At 41.4% G+C, this 24,901-nt stretch carries 25 protein-coding genes; 1 reads left to right on the forward strand and 24 read right to left on the reverse strand.

The window, feature by feature from the left end:
- Positions 1 to 214: 214 nt before the first annotated feature.
- The 19 genes from murA to MKY45_RS20660 all read right to left on the reverse strand — a co-directional run bounded on the left by murA (position 215) and on the right by MKY45_RS20660 (position 18,744).
- Complete coding sequence (murA, locus tag MKY45_RS20570) at positions 215 to 1,546, reverse strand: UDP-N-acetylglucosamine 1-carboxyvinyltransferase (protein ID WP_042529516.1); 1,332 nt, start codon at positions 1,544 to 1,546, stop codon at positions 215 to 217.
- 36 nt (positions 1,547 to 1,582) lie between these two features.
- Complete coding sequence (locus MKY45_RS20575) at positions 1,583 to 2,380, reverse strand: YwmB family TATA-box binding protein (protein ID WP_052484873.1); 798 nt, start codon at positions 2,378 to 2,380, stop codon at positions 1,583 to 1,585.
- A 48-nt stretch (positions 2,381 to 2,428) separates the two neighbouring features.
- The gene (locus MKY45_RS20580) at positions 2,429 to 2,680 is read right to left on the reverse strand and encodes a DUF1146 family protein (RefSeq protein WP_256705219.1); all 252 of its coding nucleotides are present in this window, start codon (positions 2,678 to 2,680) and stop codon (positions 2,429 to 2,431) included.
- 465 nt (positions 2,681 to 3,145) lie between these two features.
- Positions 3,146 to 3,544 carry a F0F1 ATP synthase subunit epsilon gene (locus MKY45_RS20585; protein ID WP_042529512.1) on the reverse strand — a complete coding sequence of 133 codons (399 nt, stop codon included), beginning with the start codon at positions 3,542 to 3,544 and terminating at the stop codon, positions 3,146 to 3,148.
- A gap of 82 nt (positions 3,545 to 3,626) precedes the next feature.
- Positions 3,627 to 5,024, reverse strand: coding sequence for a F0F1 ATP synthase subunit beta (atpD, locus tag MKY45_RS20590; protein WP_042529510.1), 1,398 nt, complete (start codon positions 5,022 to 5,024; stop codon positions 3,627 to 3,629).
- Between the two features lie 33 nt (positions 5,025 to 5,057).
- Positions 5,058 to 5,918, reverse strand: coding sequence for an ATP synthase F1 subunit gamma (gene atpG, locus MKY45_RS20595; protein ID WP_341173361.1), 861 nt, complete (start codon positions 5,916 to 5,918; stop codon positions 5,058 to 5,060).
- Positions 5,919 to 5,998: 80 nt separating this feature from the next.
- Positions 5,999 to 7,510, reverse strand: coding sequence for a F0F1 ATP synthase subunit alpha (gene atpA, locus MKY45_RS20600; protein ID WP_042529508.1), 1,512 nt, complete (start codon positions 7,508 to 7,510; stop codon positions 5,999 to 6,001).
- 18 nt (positions 7,511 to 7,528) lie between these two features.
- Complete coding sequence (locus tag MKY45_RS20605) at positions 7,529 to 8,074, reverse strand: F0F1 ATP synthase subunit delta (protein ID WP_042529506.1); 546 nt, start codon at positions 8,072 to 8,074, stop codon at positions 7,529 to 7,531.
- Positions 8,071 to 8,598 carry a F0F1 ATP synthase subunit B gene (locus MKY45_RS20610; protein ID WP_042529504.1) on the reverse strand — a complete coding sequence of 176 codons (528 nt, stop codon included), beginning with the start codon at positions 8,596 to 8,598 and terminating at the stop codon, positions 8,071 to 8,073. The genes MKY45_RS20605 and MKY45_RS20610 overlap by 4 nt, the downstream gene beginning before the upstream one ends.
- A gap of 189 nt (positions 8,599 to 8,787) precedes the next feature.
- Positions 8,788 to 9,000: a F0F1 ATP synthase subunit C gene (gene atpE, locus MKY45_RS20615; RefSeq protein ID WP_040978261.1), complete on the reverse strand. Its 213-nt coding sequence runs from the start codon at positions 8,998 to 9,000 to the stop codon at positions 8,788 to 8,790.
- A gap of 46 nt (positions 9,001 to 9,046) precedes the next feature.
- The gene (gene atpB, locus MKY45_RS20620; RefSeq protein WP_042529502.1) at positions 9,047 to 9,769 is read right to left on the reverse strand and encodes a F0F1 ATP synthase subunit A; all 723 of its coding nucleotides are present in this window, start codon (positions 9,767 to 9,769) and stop codon (positions 9,047 to 9,049) included.
- A gap of 46 nt (positions 9,770 to 9,815) precedes the next feature.
- A complete protein-coding gene (locus MKY45_RS20625) occupies positions 9,816 to 10,214 on the reverse strand; it encodes an ATP synthase subunit I (RefSeq protein WP_042529500.1) in 399 nt (132 codons plus the stop codon).
- A gap of 811 nt (positions 10,215 to 11,025) precedes the next feature.
- Positions 11,026 to 13,245: a S8 family serine peptidase gene (locus MKY45_RS20630; protein WP_341173362.1), complete on the reverse strand. Its 2,220-nt coding sequence runs from the start codon at positions 13,243 to 13,245 to the stop codon at positions 11,026 to 11,028.
- A gap of 170 nt (positions 13,246 to 13,415) precedes the next feature.
- On the reverse strand, positions 13,416 to 14,045 hold the full coding sequence (gene upp, locus MKY45_RS20635) for a uracil phosphoribosyltransferase (protein ID WP_042529494.1): 630 nt from the start codon (positions 14,043 to 14,045) through the stop codon (positions 13,416 to 13,418).
- Positions 14,046 to 14,062: 17 nt separating this feature from the next.
- Positions 14,063 to 14,359 (reverse strand): hypothetical protein, encoded by a 297-nt coding sequence (locus MKY45_RS20640; protein ID WP_193064703.1) that lies wholly within the window; start codon positions 14,357 to 14,359, stop codon positions 14,063 to 14,065.
- 237 nt (positions 14,360 to 14,596) lie between these two features.
- Positions 14,597 to 15,832 (reverse strand): serine hydroxymethyltransferase, encoded by a 1,236-nt coding sequence (gene glyA / locus MKY45_RS20645; RefSeq protein WP_193064737.1) that lies wholly within the window; start codon positions 15,830 to 15,832, stop codon positions 14,597 to 14,599.
- A gap of 70 nt (positions 15,833 to 15,902) precedes the next feature.
- A complete protein-coding gene (locus MKY45_RS20650) occupies positions 15,903 to 16,451 on the reverse strand; it encodes a TIGR01440 family protein (protein WP_042529492.1) in 549 nt (182 codons plus the stop codon).
- Positions 16,452 to 16,542: 91 nt separating this feature from the next.
- Positions 16,543 to 17,925 (reverse strand): methyl-accepting chemotaxis protein, encoded by a 1,383-nt coding sequence (locus MKY45_RS20655; RefSeq protein ID WP_042535680.1) that lies wholly within the window; start codon positions 17,923 to 17,925, stop codon positions 16,543 to 16,545.
- Between the two features lie 219 nt (positions 17,926 to 18,144).
- Positions 18,145 to 18,744 carry a low molecular weight protein arginine phosphatase gene (locus tag MKY45_RS20660; protein ID WP_042529490.1) on the reverse strand — a complete coding sequence of 200 codons (600 nt, stop codon included), beginning with the start codon at positions 18,742 to 18,744 and terminating at the stop codon, positions 18,145 to 18,147.
- A 269-nt stretch (positions 18,745 to 19,013) separates the two neighbouring features.
- On the opposite strand from MKY45_RS20660, the gene MKY45_RS20665 reads away from it, so the two are divergent.
- On the forward strand, positions 19,014 to 20,480 hold the full coding sequence (locus MKY45_RS20665) for an alpha-amylase (RefSeq protein ID WP_042529488.1): 1,467 nt from the start codon (positions 19,014 to 19,016) through the stop codon (positions 20,478 to 20,480).
- Positions 20,481 to 20,671: 191 nt separating this feature from the next.
- Here MKY45_RS20665 and MKY45_RS20670 read toward each other — a convergent pair whose 3' ends face one another.
- From MKY45_RS20670 to prmC, 5 genes are all read right to left on the reverse strand, one after another.
- Positions 20,672 to 21,220: a manganese efflux pump MntP gene (locus MKY45_RS20670; RefSeq protein WP_042529486.1), complete on the reverse strand. Its 549-nt coding sequence runs from the start codon at positions 21,218 to 21,220 to the stop codon at positions 20,672 to 20,674.
- Positions 21,221 to 21,335: 115 nt separating this feature from the next.
- Positions 21,336 to 22,364, reverse strand: coding sequence for an L-threonylcarbamoyladenylate synthase (locus MKY45_RS20675; protein WP_341173363.1), 1,029 nt, complete (start codon positions 22,362 to 22,364; stop codon positions 21,336 to 21,338).
- Between the two features lie 474 nt (positions 22,365 to 22,838).
- Complete coding sequence (locus MKY45_RS20680) at positions 22,839 to 23,240, reverse strand: hypothetical protein (RefSeq protein WP_042529482.1); 402 nt, start codon at positions 23,238 to 23,240, stop codon at positions 22,839 to 22,841.
- 76 nt (positions 23,241 to 23,316) lie between these two features.
- Positions 23,317 to 23,910 carry a stage II sporulation protein R gene (gene spoIIR, locus MKY45_RS20685; protein WP_193064708.1) on the reverse strand — a complete coding sequence of 198 codons (594 nt, stop codon included), beginning with the start codon at positions 23,908 to 23,910 and terminating at the stop codon, positions 23,317 to 23,319.
- Between the two features lie 126 nt (positions 23,911 to 24,036).
- Positions 24,037 to 24,900, reverse strand: coding sequence for a peptide chain release factor N(5)-glutamine methyltransferase (prmC, locus tag MKY45_RS20690; protein WP_193064709.1), 864 nt, complete (start codon positions 24,898 to 24,900; stop codon positions 24,037 to 24,039).
- Position 24,901: the final 1 nt, after the last annotated feature.

Genomic DNA, 24,901 nt, shown 5'->3' on the forward strand with positions numbered 1-24,901 from the left:
AACGAATAGACTGCTGATTTAACGTAACTTGTTACTAACCATATCTATTTAATAAGATTTGAAAAAATAATTCTTTATACCTATGTAACCTGACAACATTGTTGCGATTACTTGTCCCATCAAAAACCGCCGCTTGTTATAGTGGTTAATTACAGAAAAATGAAAAAGACGCATCTCCATGAGATACATCTTTTTTGAAAGGATTACGATAGTATTATTCCGTTACAAATTCACTTAATTCGACATTTTCTTCTACACCTAATGGCTGTAATACAACACCATTTTCATCAACGCGTCTAATGTCTGCGCCAAGATTCGCTAATTTTCCTACGATATCAACATATCCGCGATCTAAGTGCTTCAGCTCTGTAACCCGTGTATAACCGTCACTTACAAGTCCTGCTAAAATCAGTGCTGCTGCTGCGCGTAAATCTGTCGCTGCCACTTCTGCACCCTGTAATTTAGAAAGACCTTCGATAATCACACTGCGGCCTTCAATTTTAATATTCGCATTCATACGGCGAAATTCTTCTACATGCATAAAACGGTTCTCAAATACGGTTTCAGTGATAACACTGGTTCCCTTCGCACATAACATCAATGCCATCATTTGTGATTGCATATCTGTCGGGAAACCTGGATGCGGCAATGTTTTAATATCTGTAGATTGCGTCGCATCAGAACCAATAACTCGTAATCCGCCGTCTTCATCAATCACTTGCACGTTCATCTCTTCCAATTTGGAAACCACTGAACTTAAATGTTCACGCACAGCATTTTCAATTAATATATTTCCTTTTGTAATTGCTGCTGCAACCATAAATGTTCCTGCTTCAATACGATCTGGAATCATGATATGCTCTGTTCCGTAAAGCTTTTCCACACCGTGGATACGGATGGTTTCAGTACCAGCTCCAACGATTCTTGCGCCCATTTTATTTAAGTAGTTAGCTAAGTCAACGATTTCAGGTTCTTTCGCTGCGTTTTCAATCACTGTTTTTCCATCTGCTAATGCAGCGGCCATCATGATATTTTCTGTAGCACCAACACTTGGCATATCTAAATAAATTTTCGCGCCATGCAGGCGGCCATTTGATTTAGCTTCTACAAAACCATTACCAACGTGAATCTCTGCTCCCATAGCTTCAAAACCTTTTAAATGTAAGTCAATTGGACGTGATCCAATTGCACATCCTCCAGGCATAGCTACCTTTGCGTGTCCATAGCGGGCTAATAATGGTCCCAGCACAAGCACGGATGCACGCATTTTTCTTACATATTCAAACGGGGCTTCTGTCTCCAGCTTAGCAGAAGCATCAATCATTACTGTTTTTTCTGTTGAATCAAATTCCACATTGGCATTTAAGTTGCGAAGCACTTCATTAATTGTGTATACGTCTGCTAATACTGGTACTTCTTTAATAATACTTTTTCCTTCACTAGCTATTAAGCTAGCAGCAAGTACAGGCAGGACTGCGTTTTTAGCACCTTCAACACGCACAGTGCCTTCTAACTTTCGTCCGCCACCAACGATGATTTTTTCCATGTCATAAATCCCCTTCAGAATCTAATTTCCCTATTATTAATATTCATTGATTAGGATAGGTGTTCCTATCATAAAACTCTTTTCCCCTTGACGATCTGCAACAGTGGTAATTTGCACATTTTTTGGGTCATTCTCCATGAAATAAAACTGCTCCCATGTTTTTGTATACCCGTATGTACTTTTTTCAATCCTAGAATTTTCTATATTGTCATTTTTAGTCGAAATATGCTCTATATTAAAATATGTCGCTGCTTCATTTAAAATTACATCGTGATTCATTATATCACTATCTTGTATAGATAGACAAGTATATAGTTGTGTCTCTTTTGTTAAATAATTCTTTTGTACAGCTCTTTTCTCTTTTTGATACTTTTGGCTTATTTGGTTATTCCAATCAGTCCCATGCATAACAACAATTACCTCTGCCGGCTCTTCCTTATCCACAGGAAGAATCACATTATATATTACGTAAAAGGGGTCCTCTTTGTGACGACTCTCAAAAGTATACTTTATCCGGTTTTCATCCTTATCCTCCTGTAGCGTATACGTTGCTTCCAGCTGCTGAACAAGATGTTGTGCCTCTTCTGCTGCCATCTGTTCCTTCATCGTTACCTCCCAAAAGTCGATATTCCAATCGTTCGACATCGCAAATGCACCTAAGTCCTGCATTTCATCCTCCTGATAAGGCTGGCTGAAGGCCTGGTTAACAAAAAAGCAAATAAGCAGCAAAAAACAAATAGCCTGTTTGTTTCGCTGACCTCGATTTTGGAATGCCTGAAGGGGGCTTGCTTGGGTAAAAGGGAAATTAGAATGAAAAAGAATTTTATGAAACATAAAAAAACCTCCTATCAAATCTATTAATCTCAGTTTTGACAGAAGTTTTTATATCAATACATATATGGAAGAAAAAAGATATATTAAATCACCAGACCATTGTAATATATCAAGAAAGAACCTGCTTACACCTGTTCCAATCATAATCGTAATAAACAGAAGAAACACTCTTGCTTCTGCTGATCTTCCTTTTTTAAATATCGTTTCAATCCGGATGGCAGTAACTACTTTCCAAGTCAGATAAATAAACATGATATGGGAGAAGATACTGAGCAAAGCTAATTGTCCTGCTGAAAACATAACAAACTCCTTTCTTTATACGCTGAAATATTATTTTTTAAATGATTGTCGGATTTATACCTGCCGCTATAATGGTTATGACGGTGGTCAGTAACCGCACCCCACTAAAAACGTTCGCTGATTACTCTTTTCAATCACCATCTCGGCATTATTATAAGAAAACAAAATTCTAATTTCTTACTTTCATTTATATATACCATTCCACTTTTATTTTTTGTCTTATATTGTGGAATAATATTTTCAATGCATCATTTCCCGGGAAATTATAACATATTTCGTTTTATTTCCTTGATAAGAAGTACTTTTGATATCGATAACAGCCAATATGAATTATTTATTATTCAACTGTTTACTCCCTTCTTAAAACAATTTTATTCAGAGGGAGTCCTGCAGTCAGTTACACTGCGATAAAATAAACTCCCTATCCATCATTTAGGCAGGGAGTTTATTTATTTAAAACTTATATTATGAATTTGCGATTTCCAGACGATTAATTGCCCGTTTTAATGCAAGTTCAGCACGATATCTATCTACTGTATCGCTTTTATCCTGAAGACGTTTCTCTGCACGTTCTTTTGCTTGCTTTGCACGCAAAACGTCGATATGATCAGCAGTTTCCGCAGACTGTGCCAGGATAGTTACTTTATCAGGCTGTACTTCCATAAAGCCTCCGCTGATTGTAACCTGCTTCGTATCGCCTGATTTCTTCAAGCGGACAATACTAATCTGCAGTGGCGAGACAAGCGGAATATGCTTTGGCAGGATTCCAATTTCACCAGTTTCCGCTTTACAGACAACCATATCAAAGCTATCTTCCAGAATCGGACCTTCAGGAGTGACGACACTTACTTCTAATGTACTCAATGTTTACCCCTCCTACAGCTGGCCTCGAAGCCATAAGGATGATACATTGGTCTTTCATTTATGAATCATCCTCTGCTGTCTATTATTCCGAAGCTTTTGCTTTTTCAACTACTTCTTCGATACGTCCAACAAGACGGAAGGCATCCTCTGGAAGGTCATCGTACTTTCCTTCAAGAATTTCTTTGAAGCCTTGAACCGTTTCTTTTACCGGAACATACGAGCCAGGCTGCCCAGTGAACTGCTCAGCAACGTGGAAGTTTTGCGATAAGAAGAATTGAATACGGCGTGCGCGGGAAACTACCAGCTTGTCCTCATCACTTAACTCGTCCATACCAAGAATTGCAATAATATCCTGCAATTCACGGTATTTTTGAAGTGTTTGCTGTACTTCTACCGCAACACGATAATGCTCCTCGCCAACCACTTCCGGGTCAAGTGCACGAGAAGTTGATGCTAATGGATCCACGGCAGGATAGATACCTTGCTCAGAAAGCTTACGATCTAAGTTTGTCGTTGCGTCCAAGTGAGCGAAAGTAGTTGCCGGCGCTGGATCAGTATAGTCATCGGCCGGTACATAAATTGCTTGAATTGATGTTACAGAACCTTTATCCGTTGAAGTGATACGCTCCTGTAATCGTCCCATTTCTGTAGCAAGTGTCGGCTGGTAACCTACGGCTGAAGGCATACGTCCAAGAAGTGCGGATACCTCCATACCTGCTTGGGTAAAACGGAAGATATTATCAATAAACAATAATACGTCCTGACCTTGTTCATCACGGAAATATTCTGCCATCGTAAGACCTGTCAATGCCACACGCATACGGGCACCAGGCGGCTCGTTCATCTGACCAAATACCATCGCTGTTTTTGCAATAACTCCAGAGTCGCTCATTTCATAGTAAAGGTCATTTCCTTCACGGGTACGTTCTCCAACACCCGCAAATACAGAAATACCACCATGCTCTTGAGCAATGTTATTGATTAATTCTTGAATTAATACGGTTTTACCTACACCGGCTCCGCCAAACAGACCGATCTTACCACCCTTGATATATGGGGCAAGCAAGTCTACAACTTTAATACCTGTTTCCAGGATCTCTGTTTCTGTAGAAAGATTCTCAAAATCCGGTGCTTCCCGGTGAATTGGATCTAAGCGGGTGCCTGCTGGAAGCGGCTCATCTAAATCAATTTTTTCACCTAAAATATTAAATACTCGTCCTAATGTAACATCTCCAACAGGGACAGAAATCGGTCGACCTAAATCTTCTACTTCTGCTCCGCGCTGGAAACCATCTGTTGAGGACATTGCAATTGTACGAACACTATGATCACCAAGGTGAAGGGCTACTTCAAGCGTTAAATCTTCACCTGACTGTTTACTGCGTACTACTAATGCATTGTTTATAGCTGGGAGCTGACCATCTTCAAAACGTACGTCAACGACCGGTCCCATCAGCTGTGTTACGCGTCCTTTCGTCATCTGTTCCCCTCCTAACTTAACTTACCTGCGTGCCTATTCAAGCGCTGCTACACCGCCGACGATTTCGGTAATCTCTTGGGTAATCGCTGCTTGACGTGCACGGTTATATGAAAGTTCTAAATCACCAATCAATTCATTTGCATTATCTGTTGCACTGCGCATTGCTGTCATACTTGCAGCATGCTCACTTGCTTTTCCGTCAAGTAATGCGCCAAAAATCAAGCTCTCTGCATATTGAGGTAAAAGTACTTCCAGAATCTCCTCCTGATTCGGATCAAATTCATAATCAGAGGCAGAAGCGCTTTGTTCTTCTATATTTTCAATCGGCAGAAGCTGTTTATTTGTGACTACTTGAGAAATCGCACTTACATAATGATTATAAATAATATGAAGTTCATCAATTTCCTCATCAGCATACATTTGCACAGCTTCAGAAGCAAGGTCTTTCACATCTGCAAATGAAGGATGGTCTGACATTCCTAATATACTCTGGGCAACTGGAAGTCCGCGTTTACGGCAAAAGTCATATCCTTTTCTCCCAATCACAATAAGGGTATATTCATCTTTTGAGGAATGATTCTGTTCAATTTTATTTATAAGGTTTTTTAAAATATGACTATTATACGCTCCAACTAAACCACGGTCAGAAGTGATGATCAGATAGCCTGTTTTCTTCACTTCCCGCTTCGTAAGCATCGGATGCTGTAAGTCTGTATTGGCATTTGCAATACTGCTAACTACTTCCTGCAGCTTCTCTGCGTATGGAACAAATCCGCGGGCATTTTGTTCTGCCTTAGACATTTTAGATGCCGATACAAGCTCCATTGCCCCTGTGATTTGTTTTGTTTTCTTCGTTGAGTCAATTCTTCCTTTTAAATCTCTCAGTGATGCCAAGCTTTTCACCACACTTTCCTATAAGGAATGCGGACCGAAGTTATTCGCTATTCAGTCCTTTTACTTTTATCGCAGACATCTTATTGATTAGATGGCAAGAATGTATTTTTGAAGCTTTCAATTGCTCCGCTGAATTCTTTATCATCTGGAAGAGCACCAGTTTCGCGAATTGTTGTGAAAATATCATTTTGGTTATGCTCGATCCAAATATTCATTTCTTCTTCAAAACGCTGAATATCTTCCACAGGAATATCATCTAAGAAACCTCTTGTTAAGGCATAGATAATCGCAACCTGTTTTTCAACGCCCATTGGTTTATGAAGACCCTGCTTCAGTACTTCCACTGTACGTTGACCGCGGTTAAGTTTCGCTTGTGTTGCTTTGTCAAGATCAGAACCGAATTGCGAGAATGCTTCCAGCTCACGGAATGATGCCAGGTCAAGACGAAGCGTACCAGCAACTTTTTTCATCGCTTTGATTTGTGCGGATCCACCTACACGGGATACAGATAAACCAGGGTTAATCGCCGGACGTACCCCTGAGAAGAATAAGTCGGATTGTAAGAAAATCTGACCATCTGTAATCGAGATAACGTTGGTAGGGATATACGCAGAGATATCTCCTGCTTGTGTTTCAACAAAAGGTAGTGCTGTTAACGAACCGCCGCCTTTTGCGTCACTTAGTTTAGCTGCACGTTCTAATAAGCGTGAATGCAGATAGAATACATCCCCCGGGAATGCTTCACGGCCTGGCGGACGACGAAGTAACAGAGAAAGTTCACGGTAAGCAACTGCCTGTTTTGATAAATCATCATAAACAACAAGCACGTGTTTGCCGTTATACATGAACTCTTCACCCATCGCTACACCAGCATATGGTGATAAGTATAATAATGGAGCCGGGTCAGATGCACCTGCAGATACAACGATTGTGTAATCTAATGCACCATGTTTACGGAATGTTTCTACTGTCGAACGGACAGTGGATTCTTTTTGACCGATGGCAACATAGATACAAATCATATCCTGATCTGCCTGGTTCAAAATTGTATCTACTGCTACCGTTGTTTTACCAGTCTGACGGTCACCGATGATCAACTCACGCTGTCCGCGTCCGATTGGTACAAGCGCGTCAATTGCTTTTATACCTGTTTGTAATGGCTCATCAACGGATTTACGATCCATTACACCTGGTGCCTGTGCTTCGATTGGACGCATTTTTGACGTTTCGATTGCGCCTTGTCCATCGATTGGCTGACCTAACGGGTTCACCACGCGGCCTAAAAGTTCCTCTCCAGCCGGTACTTGCATGATACGGCCTGTACGACGAACTTCGTCACCTTCTTTGATTTCCTCGTAAGGTCCAAGAATAACGATACCTACATTGCTTTCCTCTAAGTTCTGAGCCAGGCCCATTACTCCATTAGAGAATTCAAGCAGCTCTCCAGCCATTGCATTATCAAGTCCGTGTGCACGTGCAATCCCGTCCCCGATTTCAATAACTGTTCCTACATCAGTAACTTCTATGTCTGAATCAAAATTTTCAATTTGCTTTTTTATCAGCGTACTGATTTCTTCAGCATTAATGCTCATACCATTTCACCCCTATCATCATTTATTAGCAGATACAATACTACGGGAGATTCGATTTAGCTTCCCTTTTACCGTACCGTCATAAATCGTATTTCCAACTCTGATTTTGATTCCACCTAAAATCGACGGATCGACGATATTGTTAAGTTGAACTGCACTTTTTCCTAATCGGACAGCAAAAGAGCGTGCTAAATGACTCTTTTCATCATCCGTTAAATTTCTTGTCGAATAAACTGTAGCATCTGCCATTCCTTTTGCATCATTTACTAAAGAAATGAATTCATCGATAATGGTTGGAATGATCGATATTCGATGGCGATCCACCAATAATTGAAGTGTATTCAATACAATCGGGTCTACCCCTTGAAAACCTTCAACTACCAGCTGTTTCTTTTTTGCATTATCAATCTTTGGATGCGTCAGGAATTTAGCTAATTTTTTATCATTCTTAAAAACAGGCTGCACGACTTTAAAGTCTGCTGTAAGCTGTTCTAATTTTTGCTGTTCTACTCCAAGTCTGAAAAGAGCATCTGCGTATCGTTTAGCAACTACTACATTACTCATCGCTCTTCTCCTACCTCTTTAATGTATTCGTTGATTAATTTCTCTTGATCCTGCTCCGTTAATTCTTTCTCAATCACTTTGCTGGCAATTAATACAGATAGAGACGCCACTTTATCCTGCAGCGCTTGGATAGCTCTTTCTTTCTCGTTTTGGATATCTGCCTGGGCAGCTTCTTTCAGACGCTCTGCTTCTTTCTTCGCAGCTGCAATAATCTGTTCTTCTTGCTTGCTGCCTGCTGCTTTTGCATCTTCAATCATTTTTTGAGCTTCCGCTCTCACTTGATTAAGCTGCTCAGCTGCTTCTTTAGAAGCTTTTTCTGCATCAGCTCTGCTTTTTTCAGCTTCTTCGATTTCATTCGCTACGTATTGCTCACGCTTTTCCATCATATTCATCAATGGACCCCAGGCGAACTTTTTCAATAATGCCAGAAGTACAAGGAAGAAAAATAGCTGAACGAGCATGTCTACCCATTGCAAGCCGCCGATTTGGGCTCCAACTATCAATAAATCAGTATATGAATGCACGAATTCCACTCCTTTCGCTAAGACCTTGTTCTAAAATAGAGCGCATACCGCTGCTGCTCAGCCGGGCTGCCTGCTCTATTTCATTTATTACATACAAAACGTCGTATACCTTTTAGAATGAACACTGTTGCATAAAGGAATGGCGAAGATTCTCCCTGAGATAAACTTCGCCATTATATTTCTGAAAAATTAGCCGCCAATTACCATAAATGCGATAACTGCTGCGATGATCGGAATCGCCTCAACAAGTGCTACCCCGATAAACATTGTTCCTTGAAGCGGTCCTCTTAGTTCTGGCTGACGAGCGATTCCCTCTACTGTTTTACTTACGATCATACCGTTACCAAGACCAGCACCTAATGCTGCCAGTCCAATTGCGATTGCTGCTGCTAAAGCTCCCATGAATAATTTCCTCCTTTTTATGTGTAAAAAAATATAATAGTTTTATTTAATGGTCCTCGCTCACTTTATGAGACATGTACACCATTGTTAACATAACAAATACATAAACTTGAATTGTACCGATAAAGAGTTTGAAGCCCATCCACGCAAGTGTCGGGATCGCTGCTCCGAAAAATCCGAATACAGATGATGTTGCCAGTCCAATAAGTAGACCTAATAAGATTTCACCTGCATAAATGTTACCGAATAAACGAAGACCTAATGTTAAAGTATTTGTGAATTCTTCAACAATTTTAAATGGCAACATAAGCGGCACGGGACTTACGAATGTTTTTAAGTATGCCTTGGTGCCCCGGATTTTTATACCATAGTAATGCGTTAATAAAATAACCATTACAGATAGTGTCAATGTCATCACTGGATCTGCAGTTGGAGATTTCCACCATAAGTCATGTCCAACCACGCCCACAGTTGCTACACCCACAAGGTTACTTACTAAGATATAAAAAATAAGCGTTAAACCAAGCGGAAGAAATAGTCTCCCTGTTTTCCAATCCATATTGTCTTTTATAATGCCTTTGACAAACTCTACTGCCCATTCCATAAAGTTCTGTATGCCTGTAGGCTTCATCTGCAGTTTTTTGCTTCCCCACACACAAAAAACAAACACAATGAGTGATACAATAACAGTCATTAAAAGATTGGCAAGGTTTAAATCCGCACCTGGTATCCCAAAGACATCATGTACTATCGGACTTTCGTGATCCAAAATTATCACCCCTTTACTAAAACTATTTGTAAGTAAAAATGGAATACTAGAGTGGTCTATCTTCTCCTCGTTTGTATACGATAATCTGATAGAAAATAAAATCCAGCGCCATAATCACATAAGAAGATACAATTCCAAAGATTACAGCATATAAATGGAAATACGCTTCAAATCGCATCGCGATGACAACAGCTAAAATGGCGGCTGTCATCCTGGAGAATGTACCTAAACCGCTTCTAGCCTTCCTGCCTGCTGCAATTGTTTCGCCAAGTTGATTGGACTTGTATTGCAGTAACCACAAGTTATAAAGACTAACACTACTACCTAAGATTAGACCGAGTAAAATTCGGGTATAGGGTAGGAATCCAGCGCAAAGAACTAAAATTGCTAACCAGTAAAGCATCCACTTCCGCTGACGGATAATCATATTATCAAAATTAGACATCAATGCTATTTCACTCCTAATGCCCGTCAACTTAGATACTTGTGTTAGGAAAATAGATTTGCATCCGTTTTCAATCAAGTTGGGGAACTTCTTGCTGGGTAATACTACTTGTAGTCTTAGATGCGGAGGTGTTACATACTATTTGCATCTATGTATAGAAGGCAGAGAAATGCATTTCGCATATTTTTCAGAAAGCATCGATTTTTAATGGGCTTTTACCGCTCTCTCCTTTTCTCCACACTAAGTAAGTTTACAATACGCCTGTAAGAGTTGTCAACGTGTACCAAGCAATATACTGGGTATTTTTAAAACCGTCATAAAACCCTTCAAATCAAGCGTATTCCTATAGTATAAGGGTTTGTGAAATGTTTTACAAGGTCTCTTCCACACAAATACTTCCAATCGATTTGACATTTTTGTGAACAAGCTTTTTTTTACTAGATAAAAAAGGTAGAAATCAGAGATTTTATCATCTTATTTTAGCTGAGATAAAATAATACATTTTATTATCATACATGGATGTTCAGAAAGACCAAGAACACCAATAGGTCTTTACAACCTCGGTGTTCTTGCCAAAGAGATGTCCGCTGCGACGGTTTTCGATGGGACGAGTAATTGCAGCAATGTTGTCAGGTTAATGCGACCGCTGCGGAAAAACACTACGCTAGATAGGTTTGAGTACTATCTGTATAATATTTAATAAAATTCATTAACCTGACAACATTGGTAATTGCAACCCACATCCCGCCGAAAAAAGCCTATCCGTACTTCTTGCGTGCTGTGTTTTACAGAAATCCTTGCCCGCAGCTTATTACTGAGGGACATTTTGAACATCTTCTATAAAAACCATCGTTTCCACCTGCTCAAACTCACCGTCTTCAAGCTCTGCTGTGATTAATGCCAGGTAATAACCAGGTGCTCCTGCTTCTTCTTTGCTGATAACTCCCTCATGACGCCCTTCCTCCAGTTCTGCTTCTTCCAGCAGTTTCCGTTCAAACAATAATGTCTCTGGGTGATATAAACTGACATCCAGGCTTTTAACAGGTTCTGTTACAAAGAATTGATACTTATAATCCGCATTTTCAAACGGTTCCAAGTAGAATTCAAAGCCTGCCGTTTTAGGCTGATCTGCCTCCTGATTGACAATGATGTACGGCAAAGCATAGCTTCTTTCATCTTCTTTCAGTGTCAGCCAGCCTTCATGCACTCCTTCTTCCAGACGCTCCCGGTTCATTGACAGCTCTATCGTTACTTCCTCTTGTTCTCCCGGTTCGATTGTAAAGGATTGCGGGATGCTCCATACTAGACCATCTTTTCGCTCCGGCGTTTCAAAATAATACGTTTGTTCTTTCTCTGTTTTATTTTCAATCGTAACTGTTTCTGTAAATGATTCCTGATACTGATTCAGCTTCCCAAACTCCAGCTGCGGGTCAGAAATAATGGCAGGGGTATCTACTGCCGCATCCAGCTGCATCAGTCCCATCCCTTGCGTAGTAGCATTAAGCCGGACTTCCTGTTCTTCAAAAGGCTGTGCTGTTGTTTTAAGTGCGCCAATCAGCTGTGTATTCGTCCAGTCTGGATGCGCCTCCTTTAAAACAGCAAAGGCTCCTGCCACATGCGGAGCGGCCATACTCGTCCCGTCCATTGCCTGATATCCTCCGGGAACCGTGCTCCATATGGCAGCTCCCGGTGCAGAAATATCCGGCTTGATTGCCCATTGGACAGTCACCGGCCCACGTGAACTAAAGGGTGCAATCGTCAATAACGATTCTTTTTGAATAGAATCTATAAAATAATTCCCTTGATTTATTTGCGTCTGCAGCCATTCTCCTTCTTCTTGCTGGATAGAAGCAACCGGAATTGTTACAGGCTGACGGTTATTCTCTACCGATGCCTGCAAAGGTCCAGGTTCTGAATTATAAATAATCAAGGCTTCTGCACCCAGACTTTCTGCTTGTAATGCCAATTCAAAAAAGGGAATCTCTTTTCGTTTCGCAACTGCTATTTTTCCTTGTAGAGATTCTCCCTGCTCCAGATTGTCCATATCCGCCAGCTCATAGGAGCGGTCCAGCTCCCATGGTTCAGCTCCGATTGCTTCGATTAAAGGAATTTCCTTTTCCTCAAACGTATCTGCAAGCACAGGCTCTTTTTGGGGTGTTGTGGATGCTCCCACAGATACAGACTTGTCTGCTGTTGCCGGCGATCCGACTGTCCATGCATCCGGTCCGCTGTTTCCATTTGCAATAACAACAATCATGCCAAGCTCGCTGGCACGGTTTACAGCCATACTCGTCGGGTAATCCGGAACATTGACATCATTGCCCAAGGACAGGTTGATAATATCCATCTCATCCTCGATTGCTTTTTCTATAGCAGCCAGCACTTGAACAGAGGAGCCTGAACCGCCTGGCCCAAGAGCACGATAGGAGTAAATCTCTGCGTCTGGAGCTACCCCATTTATCTCCCCATTGCCTGCAATGATTCCTGCTACATGGGTCCCGTGTGCAGTTGGCTGCCCTTCCTCCGGTGTGGTTTCCATTGGATCATCATCGAAATCAACCAGATCATAGCCGCCTTGATAATTCTTTTGTAAATCATTGTGGTTATAGTCAATTCCTGTATCAATCACACCTACTTTAACACCGTCCCCTGTAAAAGGAGTTGTATTCAAATCTTGCGGTTCTGGTGCAGAGGAATCCATTTCTTCCGTTACATCGGCGCTATTTGTCTGTTGAGGCAGGGTTTCGTATGTCTGCACCTGGTGGAATGTCTTCACCTGCTCAATGGAGCCAAGCTCTGCCAGCTGCTCTCCTTTTCCTTCGACAGCAAGTCCGTCAAAAACAATATCGTATACCGCTACAACCTCCACAAATGGATGATAAGCTTCTATTTCTTCTTTTACTTCATGCGGGTCTCCCTCTACTTCTATAATCAGAGTCTGCTTAGGATTATCAGCATGATACACTGTTATGGTTTGCAGCTGCATCAAAAACAAGCAGATTACGAGAGAGTACAACACCTTTTTCCACATAACATCTCCACCTTTGTAGAGTAGTTTTCGTGGATAAAGGTCATTTTATACAATTTTTAACGGGGGTAAATTTATCACACGGTTCTTTTATGGTATTCTGTGTTATCCCCAGTCTTCTTTTTAACATGAAAAGCAGACTAGATATGATATCCAGTCTGCTCTTCATTCTCTTATTTTGTTCCGAATAGACGATCTCCTGCATCTCCAAGGCCAGGAACAATGTAACCATGGTCATCCAGACGTTCATCTAGTGCTGCTAAGTAAATATCTACATCCGGGTGTACTTCTTGTACTGCCTTCACGCCTTCTGGTGCCGCTACCAGACACATCAAGCGGATATTTTTCGCGCCGCGTTTTTTCAAAGCACCAATGGCATCAATTGCCGAACCGCCTGTTGCCAGCATCGGGTCAATCACAATCAGTTCACGTTCTTTAATATCATTGGGTAATTTAACATAGTATTCTACCGGTTTTAGTGTTTCTGGGTCACGATATAAACCAACATGTCCAACTTTTGCTGCCGGAATCAGTTTGCGTACGCCGTCAACCATGCCTAAGCCTGCACGAAGAATCGGCACCAGTCCAAGTTTTTTACCAGCTAATACTTTTGATTTTGATGTGGTAACTGGTGTTTCCACTTCTACATCAGATGTTGGTAAATCTCTTGTAATTTCAAATGCCATTAACATCGCTACTTCGTCTACAAGCTCGCGAAATTCTTTTGTTCCTGTATTTTTATCGCGAATATACGTTAATTTATGTTGAATTAACGGATGATCAAATACAAATACATTACTCACGTGACCACTCCTTAAATTTATATATCGTTCAAATTGTACTGAAAATCAGGTATGCTTTCAAGTGAATTTTCTTTGCTGAATGAATAATAGTTTATTGCAAAAATTATAATTTTGTTTTTTATTATCTCGCTGATTCCTGAAGAAATCAAGTTGGTTTTACTATAAATCAAATAATAGATATGCTTTGGAATAAAAAAGATTTCCTGGCTGTCGCTCCAGAAATACACTCCGCTTTCCGTGGGCTTGAGCTCAGCCTCCTCGAAAAAAAGAAGTTCGCTTTTTTTCTGCGGGGTCTTCCCTCCGCGCTTTCCCACAGGAGTCTCCGTGTATTTCTTCCGCTAGTTATAATATCTGACTAAAGATTATTCACGTCTATTATAAAAGAAAAGTATATAATTTAATAATTCACCTTATGCATCTTTTAAATTTAGAGAATATTTCTATACTAACCAACAGAAAAAAATAAATATAGAAATCCACAGAGCACCTAACTCTGTGGATTTCTATTGTCCTGCTTTAAACGTATAAAGTTTATCCACAGTGGGGATATCTTATTTATAAAGCGGGAATTTTTCTGTTAATGCTTGTACGCGTTCTTTTGCTTCGTTTAGTTTTTCTTCGTCTTCGTAATTTTTTAAGGTAAGTGAGATAATTGCTGCTATTTCGTTCATTTCTTCGATTCCGAATCCGCGTGTGGTTACTGCTGCTGTTCCAATACGTACGCCGCTTGTAACAAATGGGCTTTCGGTATCAAAAGGGATGGTATTTTTATTTGTAGTTACGCCCACGTCATCTAATGCTTTTTCTGCTACTTTTCCTGTCAGATTTAATGGCGTAACATCTAATAATAATAAATGATTGTCTGTTCCGCCTGAAACAATACGGATGCCTTCTTTTTGCAGTGCTTCTCCAAGTGCTTTTGCATTCTCAATGATATTTCCGGAATATGCTTTGAAATCATCGGATAATACTTCTTTGAACGAAACCGCTTTTGCTGCAATAATATGCATTAAAGGTCCGCCTTGGATTCCAGGGAAGATGGCTTTATCAATTTTCTTCGCATATTCTTCTTTACAAAGAATCATTCCGCCGCGTGGACCGCGTAATGTTTTATGCGTTGTGGTTGTCACAAAATCAGAATATGGAACCGGATTTTCATGGTGACCTGTCGCAACCAATCCGGCGATATGTGCCATATCCACCATTAGATAAGCACCGACAGCATCAGCAATCTCTCTGAACTTTTTAAAGTCGATGCTTCGGGAATACGCACTTGCACCAGCAACAATCAGTTTCGGTTTGACTTCTTTTGCTTTTTCCAGGACAGCATCATAATCCAGCTGCTCTGTCTCTTTATCCACACCATAGTCAACAAAGTTGTACAACCCGCCGCTGAAGTTGACCGGGCTTCCATGCGTTAAATGTCCGCCGTGATTTAAATTCATTCCTAATACGGTATCTCCTGGCTCCAGAAAAGTAAAATATACGGCCATATTCGCTTGGGAACCGGAATGAGGCTGTACATTGGCATGATCCGCGCCGAATATTTCCTTCGCACGTTCTCTGGCAAGGTCCTCTACAATATCAACATACTCACAGCCGCCATAATAGCGTTTATCCGGGTAACCTTCCGCATATTTATTCGTAAGTATGGACCCCATTGCATCCATAACCGCCTTGGATACAAAGTTTTCTGAAGCAATCAGCTCAATCTTATTTTGCTGACGCTCCTTCTCTTGCAACATCGCCTGAAAAACTTCATTATCTGCTTGTTTTACATATTCCATCATTACTGCACAGCCTCCTATATAGGGTAAAAATTTATTATTATTTGTTGTTCAAACGAAAAAGAATGACTTATCTCACTGCGTTTTCTCCGTAATATGCCCGGTGGCCGCCAATCAATTTCGGACGGGTCCGAGCTGCCCTGACTCTGGCGTGGCCAATCGTACGCTGTTCCAATTTCAAGGGAACCGCTACTGGCTTCAAATGCATGCCTATCATGGTTTCGCCAATATCTATCCCGGCATGGGCACGAATATTCTCCACAACAACAGGATGCTCCAGTTGCCTATAGACATAGCTCGCCATTGATCCACCTGCTTCTGGAACAGGCACCACAGCAACTTCCTCCAGACCATACTGCACAGCTGTCTGTTGATCTACGACAAGAGATCGGTTTAAGTGCTCACAACATTGAAATGCAAGATGGACTCCAGTTTGCTTCTGAAGCTTTGTCATCTGCTCGTAAATACTTTTAGCAATTTCCGTACTCCCGCTTGTCCCGATTGGCTGACCGGCTACCTCACTTGTAGAGCAGCCAATAACAACGATTTCGCCTTTTTGCAGGCTGTTTGTCGCCAGCCATTGATCAATAACTTGTTCTAAGTCTTTTGTTATCATCATGACACACCCTTACTGCTTATCATCCTTCTGCGTCTTCGTTTAACACAGCAAATAATAGAATCATTTATAGCATACCATGATTTTTTTAAAATTACGATACATCTTGATGCCTGTTTTCCTCTAAACCGCCCCTGCTGCTGTCAGAAGGCTCCATGGATATCACGCTGCCAGAATCCGTTTCTTGCTTCACATTAAATTGCTTAATCTGTTCTCTTAGATTTCCGGCATGCTCCTCCATCTGGCCTGCTAATTGGTCCACTTGTTCCATTGTTCCAATCTGCTCTTGAACCGCAGCATTGACCTCCTGTGTACCAGCAGATGTTTCCTCGGCAATCGCTGCTACTTCCTGCGATTGATTGGCTGTATGTTGAATCGATTGCAGCTGCTGCTCCACCAATTCATAAATCGTATCGACCTGCGTGGCGGTCTCTGTAACTGTTGTCCCCATTTCCATAATCGTACGATTCGTGTCCTCTCCACGACCGACTTCTTTCCGCGCGGATGCCGCATTGGTATTCATTTTTTCTGCTAATTGCTTCACATCTGTCTGGATGGAAAGCAGGAGCTCGGAAATATCGTTCACTGCCTTTCCGCTTTGGTCGGCTAGCTTCCTCACTTCCTCTGCAACCACCGCAAAGCCTTTTCCATGCTCCCCAGCCCGTGCAGCCTCAATGGAGGCATTTAATGCCAGTAAGTTGGTTTGTTCTGCAATCTCACCGACTAAAGTAATGATCCCTTCCACTTCCATCGTGCTTTGGCGCAAATGATTGACATCTTCCATTGAAACTTCCTGCTCTACAGCAATACGCTCGATTCCGGCAACTAATTGTTTCACCATGTTCTGGCCTTCCTCCAGCATATGAATCATAGCATGGGACTGCTTTTTGGAGGTCTCTGCTTTATTTTGTACTTCGTTCGCCAGCTCTGTTGCAATTTCAATCGATCCGACCGTCTCCTGTGTCGCACGTGATGAATTCTCGGCACCATCTGAAATTTCGCTGATCGAATCACCAATCGCAGCAGCATGCTTTGTAGCCGTATTCGAAGCTTCCTTCAATTGATGGACGGTTGTATTTGTTTCCTCAAAATGCTGGTCAATATTTATTACCATTTTATTTAAACTCTGCAGCATACTGTTTACCGCAACAGATAACGATTTGATTTCATCATCCGATTTCGGGATTTCCACCCGCATCTCTAAATTTCCTTTGGCTGCTTCCCCTGTAATTTTCTCCAGTTTCTGCAAAGGCTTTGTAATCCATCTCGCAGCAAAAAAAGCTAGAATCCCGGACCACACCACCCCGGCCAGCAGCGTGCTGATAACAAAAACCTGCTGAGATATATTGACCCGGGATTGCACATAGTCATATACAACATAAATAAAAAATGCGCTTGTTGAGTATGTAATAAGCGCTAAAAAAGTAGTAAACACAACCAGCTTTAACCTAAGACTAAACCGATACCTATTCCCCATTAAACTTCCACTCCCCCAATTAAAATTTTCATCGCTGCGGTTATAAGACTTGCATGCTGTACAGCGGAAATCTGATGAAAATACAGCAAGCAAAACATGCAAAAACTCCGGCACAAGCGCTTTCAAGAAAAAGCAAATTTTTTCGCTTTCCCTTTCACTGCAAAGATTCCACGGAGTTTTCACAGACTGCCATCCACTGCCTTCTTCATTGCTGTCTTTTTAAGATGACAGCCAACGATCAAGACAGGCTTCAATTTCTTGTTTTGTCTTCAAATAATGCGCTGTTGACCCGCCAAAAGGATCGGCAATATCAGAATGCGTCAGCTGTCTTTTTAAATCACGAATTGTTTCCATCTCTTCCTGACCTATTTCATACAGCCGCTGGCGCTGTTCTATCGGATCCATTTTAGAATCAAACTGCTTGACGCAGCGCTTTCTTTTTTCTTCTAAATTCGCATAGGCTTTTTCTATTTGCTCCCATATTTTTATATCGGCATGTAGTGCAAATTCTTTAAGTGTATATGTTTTTTTTCTTTCTTCGGGATATTCGGACCAGATTCTTTCTTTATGGGAAGCGGTCATAGTCAGGATCACATCGGCCCATTGTACCAATGCGGCGCTGATTGGGGCGGATTGATGATTGATTTCAATCCCTTCCTGTCTCAGGACCTCTTCTGTCTGACTGCTCGCCGGCGCTCCCGGCATCGCACTGATTCCGCAAGATTTCACCTGTATATCTGATTGTGCGCGCTGCTTCAACAAGGCTTCTGCCATTGGACTGCGGCACGTATTTCCCGTACATACAAATAATACATTCATAAGATGAATCCTCCTGTTCTTATCACGGTAATATTTATCAAACGTATTCTTTTTTACATCATATCATGATTAAATCAAAAACGCAGACTGCCCTTTAAAAGAGATATGAGGTTTCGTTTCTCTTCATAAGGTGTATCTACTACTTAGTATGGTAGAAATAAATTATAAAAATGAACAGCTCGCATGAAAAGAACAATTACGCAGCTGGGACAAAGGGAAGATACACCCTTTCTTTAATAGGTTTATTAATAGAAACGAGGAGAAATAATATGAAGCGAAATCACACTATGATTCAATTTTTCGAATGGCATGTAGAAGCAGACGCTCTCCATTGGAACCGGCTGAAGGAAACAGCTCCTGAATTAAAAAACAGAGGCATCGACGCTGTTTGGATTCCGCCTGTTACAAAGGGCATGTCACCTGAAGATAATGGCTACGCTCCCTATGATGTATACGACTTGGGGGAATTTGATCAAAAAGGGAGCACCGCTACAAAATACGGCACAAAAAAAGAGCTGCAGGAGGCGATAAAAGCGTGTCATGATGAAGATATCCATGTGTATACGGATATCGTGATGAATCATAAAGCCGGAGCAGATGAAACAGAAGTATTTCAAGTGATTGAAGTAGATTCGAATGACAGAACAAAAGAGATTTCAGAACCCTTTGATATAGAAGGTTGGACAAAATTCACCTTCCCTGGACGTGGTGACACGTATTCTTCTTTCAAATGGAGGTTCGAGCATTTTAATGGGACAGACTACGACGCGAAGGAGGACAGAACAGGTATATTCCGAATTGTAGGCGATAATAAAACATGGAACGAAGCGGTAGATGATGAATTCAGCAATTACGATTATTTAATGTTTGCGAATATCGACTACCATCATCCAGAAGTCCGGGAAGAAATGATCCGCTGGGGCAAATGGCTAGTAGATACGCTACATTGCAATGGTTTTCGCTTAGACGCAATGAAACACATTAATCACGATTTTATTAACGTGTTTGCAAAAGAGATTGCCCAAACGTACGGCGAGGAATTTTATTTCGTCGGCGAGTTCTGGAAGCATGATTTGGAAGCATGCCAGCAATTTTTAGAACAAGTTGATTACCATATCGATTTATTTGATGTCGCGCTGCATGATAAGCTGCATGAAGCTTCTAAAGCCGGCAACGATTTTGATTTGACAGCCATTTTTGACGATACACTGGTTCAATCCTATCCGCATCATGCTGTGACCTTCGTGGATAACCATGATACACAGCCTGATGAAGCACTTGAATCCTGGGTCGAGGATTGGTTTAAACAAAGTGCTTATGCGCTTATTTTACTGCGGGAAGGCGGATACCCATGCATTTTTTACGGTGATTATTTTGGGATTGGAGGAGAAAATCCAATCGAGGATAAAAAAGAAGCCATTGATCCGCTTCTCTATGCTCGCTATCATAAAGCGTACGGTGAACAGGAAGACTACTTCGATCACCCTAGCACGATTGGCTGGGTTCGCCGCGGCTCCCCGGAAATAGAACGATCAGGCTGTGCCGTCATTATCTCAAACGGAGATGATGGCGAGAAAAGAATGTATGCAGGAAAAGATCGTGCAGGAGAAGTCTGGGTCGACCTGACCGGAACAAGAACCGAGCATATCTCCATTGAAGAAGATGGCTTTGCCGTTTTCCCTGTCAATGGAGGCAGTGTGTCCATATGGGCGCTTCCAAAAGAAGACGTCGAATAATTTAGTCCCATCAAGCCGTAACTAGGTGTTAAAAAGGTTAAAACCTGTGCAATTCGGGGTTTTAGCCTTTTTGTAATAGGGTGGCGTGTGCTTTTTTCATCTGTGATTGATATGGAATATATCGTTTTATCCCTATCCCCGTTCTGAAAATTCGGCCGCCAGCACTTTTTATTTCGATTCATCATTTACGCTCAGCTGAATAACATATAAAGCCCAAAGCATGAAAGAATAATCCCTCCAAAAATTTCACTGTATATCCCAAGGAAGCCCTGCAGCCGTCTGCCTAATAATAAGCCAATCCATGTAAAAAGACAGCTTACAGCCCCAAAAATAAGGAGCGTAAAAATAATCGTGACGCCAGAAATACCAAGGCTGAACCCAACTGTAAAGCTATCGAGGCTGACGCTGAACGCAAGCATCCACAATCCGAGGCCGACCGGCTGCCATCTGTACTCCTCGGATGTATGAAAGGCGGAGAAAAACATATGGGCGCCGATAAAGAACAGCAGGATTCCCGATGCCAGCGCTGCCCATTGTCCGACCTGTTCTGATAACGCATGTCCAAGCAGCATGCCTGCCATCGGGAAAAGCATGTGGAGACTGCCGATTACCAGGCCAATAATAGCAATCCGTTTCAATCGCATTTTATTCATTCCTAAGCCCAAACTGATAGAGAATGCGTCCATACTTAAACCAACGGCAAGCAAGGCCAGTGAAAGTAATTCGGTAGAAAAAAACATTCATACGTCCCCCTTTGAAGCATGCTTGTACACTTTATGCTTCCAAACAGGATTATATGAATGTTTTCAGAAATATTCGTGACGACCAATGTGGATATCTCTACTATTAAAAAGATTATTCTTTTATAATTTGATCTGCCGCCTTTCGCAGACGATTCATGACTGCTTGACCAATTCCTTGCTCCGGAAATGTCTCGCAAACAATCTTATCCACATTGGCATGCTTAAAGAACCGCAATCCATCATATAAGGAAGAAGCGATTTCTTCTATCGTCCCGCCAAGCAGATGCACTTTTGTGCCGTCTGGAAAAATTTCAGCACTTTGATTGGATGCCAGGACGCCTATTCTGTTCCCTGCCTGCTTTTCCTTATCCACAAATGCACTAAAAGCCTGAAGATTTCCTTCAAATAAATAAAGCGGAACCTCTGGTGCATAGTGTTTATATTTCATTCCAGGAGCTTTGGGACGGTCCGCGGAGGATGTAACAAGGCCAGGGTCGATCATCACAGTGCCCGCTTCCGCCTCTAATTGTTCCTTTGTCACTCCGCCGGGCCGTAAAATAACCGGTATTTCTCCCGTGCAGTCAATGACCGTTGATTCCAATCCGACACCAGTCTGCCCGCCATCAATCAGTCCGCTGATTTTTCCGTTTAAATCCTCATATACATGTGCCGCTTGAGTCGGGCTGGGTTTTCCGGACACATTTGCACTGGGAGCCGCAACAGGTTTTCCTGCTACCTGTAATAAAGCAAGCGCAATAGGGTGACTCGGGATTCGCACCCCGATTGTGGATAAACCCGCTTTTACATTCTCCGCACAGAAATCATTTGCTGGTAAAATATATGTTAAAGGGCCCGGTGAAAAAGCCTCCATCAATGGATACACATAATCTGGAATATATGTGACAAGCTCTTTTAACTGCTCCGCTGACGCAACATGGGCAATCAATGGATTATCCTGCGGGCGTCCCTTTGCTTCAAATATTTTTCGGACAGCTGCTTCGTTCGTCGCGTCTGCGCCCAATCCGTATACCGTTTCTGTAGGAAAGGCGACAACCTCTCCTTCTTTTAACAGATTTGCTGCCTCTTGAATCTCTTTGTCTATGATAGTGGTTCCATTCTTTTTCCATACTTTCGTGTGCATAACTTTTCCTCATTTCCCGCAGTGTAACAGGCTGGGAGATCGATTACCAATGTTGTCAGGTTAATAAATTTTATTGAATATTATATTTGTTACAGATAGGTAGCAAAAAACTGTCTGGCGGAGGAAAAATACGGAGACTGCTATGGGAAAGCGCAGTATTTTTCCGTAGCGGCTATTAACCTGACAATATTGCTTCGATTACTCTTCCCACCGAAGGGCTTTTGTAAAACTCCCACTGCATGAAGTTTCACTTTATACGTTTCTATTTTAGTCGATACACAACGGAAACGCAAAAAAGCAGTATTTTTACAAACTTATGCACATTATTCACAGTTTTTATCCACAAAATGACGATAATTCACATATATCCCCTAATTATACACACCCTGTTGTGAATAGTGTGTATAATTTTCACTTGACAAATTACGAAATAAACTATGCTAGTTATATCAAGCTTCTCTCCTTTTTAAGAAATTAGGATACCTGATACGCCCACCAATTCCCTGTTTTTTCTGAATTTATATTTTTAAATGTGACATCGCTTTCTCTTTTGAATTGTAAAGACTCTAATAAGATATCCACAACCGGGCTTTGATTATGCACATATACACATTTTACGTTATTTTTTCTAGATATGACGAGAACAGATTCAAATACAACAAATAATTTTTCTACATGCTCTTTATTTAAATATAATTGCTTCAGCCAATACGTTGATTCATCTACCATATCCAGATTAAAGCAGCCTTCCATGCTTCCGTTGATTTCTACAACATAGCTCTCCTTTGTTAATTTTTTGCCGAAAAGCGTTCCGTTCTTTTCCATAAATTTCTCTATCAGCTCTAGTTTTGCTTCTTTAACTTGGTAGATTTGCATTTTTCCATCCTCCATTCTTTTTCTTGATTAAACTTAAGCTACGCTTTACTATCATCGTATGCCTCTATGAACAAATCTATGACAAGCCTAACCATTTAAATAAAAAGAATTCTACTTCGACCTCTTCTTCCTCTTCTGCTTCTGCTGCATCTCCATCCGCTACAGAGGTGCCGTTAAAGAAATCTAAAAAGCATAATGGCGGGAATAGGACACACCACCAGTTGGCGCCAGAACCTTCTCCTATCGTTACTAAAATCGCTTCATATTCCCCTGCCGGATAAAGGTAGTCTCCATATAATTTCGCAGGAAATGATACATCCTCCGCAAATTCCAGTTCAAAGTCATCATCGCTATTTTCTTTCTCCAGTGTATCTCTGACTACTTCTTCTAATTCCGGAAGCCGGTCATCGATCAGCTGTCTTGCCTCTTCAATATCATCAATGTCCTTCACCCATTCTGTGATGACTTCATTCACTTCATCACGGACCTTATGTTTTACATCTTGGTCCTTCTCGCTGTCACTATTTGCCAGAATACGCAGCCGGATCGCTTCGTCCGGGATAACCTGATAGTCAAGCTCTTTATTTTGCAATTCTTTTGCTATACTAACTACTGGAATAATCGATAATAATAAAAATATAAGTGCCATTGCCATCCATAATTTTTTCATAAAAAAATCTCCCTTCCATCTATCTATGAGATAGTTTGGACAAGGAGATTTCTGCTTATACAAGTTTGATAGAAATATATATTTGAAAACCGGGTATACTTTTTCGTTATTCTGGCTATGCAGACATCAGTTTAAATGGCTCGCAAATACCATTCGATCTTTTCCGTTGATATCTTGTTTGATTTCCACATGACTGCCTGGAAAAACCTGCTGTATCCGTTTCTTTACAGATTCCCCCTGCGTATGGCCAATTTCAAAAGCCAGCAGTGTATCTTTTTTTAAGGGCAGCTGTTTCACTTGTTCGATAATCATATGATATGCTGCCAATCCATCCTCTTCTGCAAAAAGCGCCAGCTCCGGGTCAAAATCACGGACGGTATCACTAAGCGCAGCTGCTTCTGATTTCGCAATATACGGCGGGTTGGAAACAATCACATCAAATGGCGTGGTTTCATGAATAACCGGAGATAAAAAATCTCCCTCCAGAAATGATACATCTGCCTCCCATTGATCGGCATTCTGCTTGGCTATTTGAAGCGCCTCAGCTGAAATATCGGTAGCAAAGACTTCTGCATGATTTAATTCTAATGCCAACGTAATCGCAATAACGCCGCTTCCTGTACCTATATCAACCACCCGTACAGGTCCGGTTTGCGCAGCAAGGTAATCCTTTATAGCAAGCACCAGCTCTTCCGTTTCCGGTCTGGGAATTAACACATGCTTATTCACTTGAAAGATGCGTCCATAAAATTCCTCAGATTCCGTCAAATGCTGGACGGGAATTCCAGTTTCAGCATGCTTTTTTATATCTGCTTCAATCTGTATTTGTTTTTCTTCAGATATGGGGTCACGCAAAGCAAGCAGCCATTCCTGTCTGGATAACCCTAAATGATGTCTGATTAATATTTCTGCCACTTTTGGTTCTCTATTTGCCTTTTCTAAAAAAAGAGAAGCCCGGTGAAGGACTTCATGAATTTTTGTTTGGGTCATT

Origin of the sequence: Oceanobacillus sp. FSL K6-0251, assembly GCF_038004725.1 — a bacterium.
GTDB classification, from domain to species: domain Bacteria; phylum Bacillota; class Bacilli; order Bacillales; family Amphibacillaceae; genus Oceanobacillus; species Oceanobacillus oncorhynchi.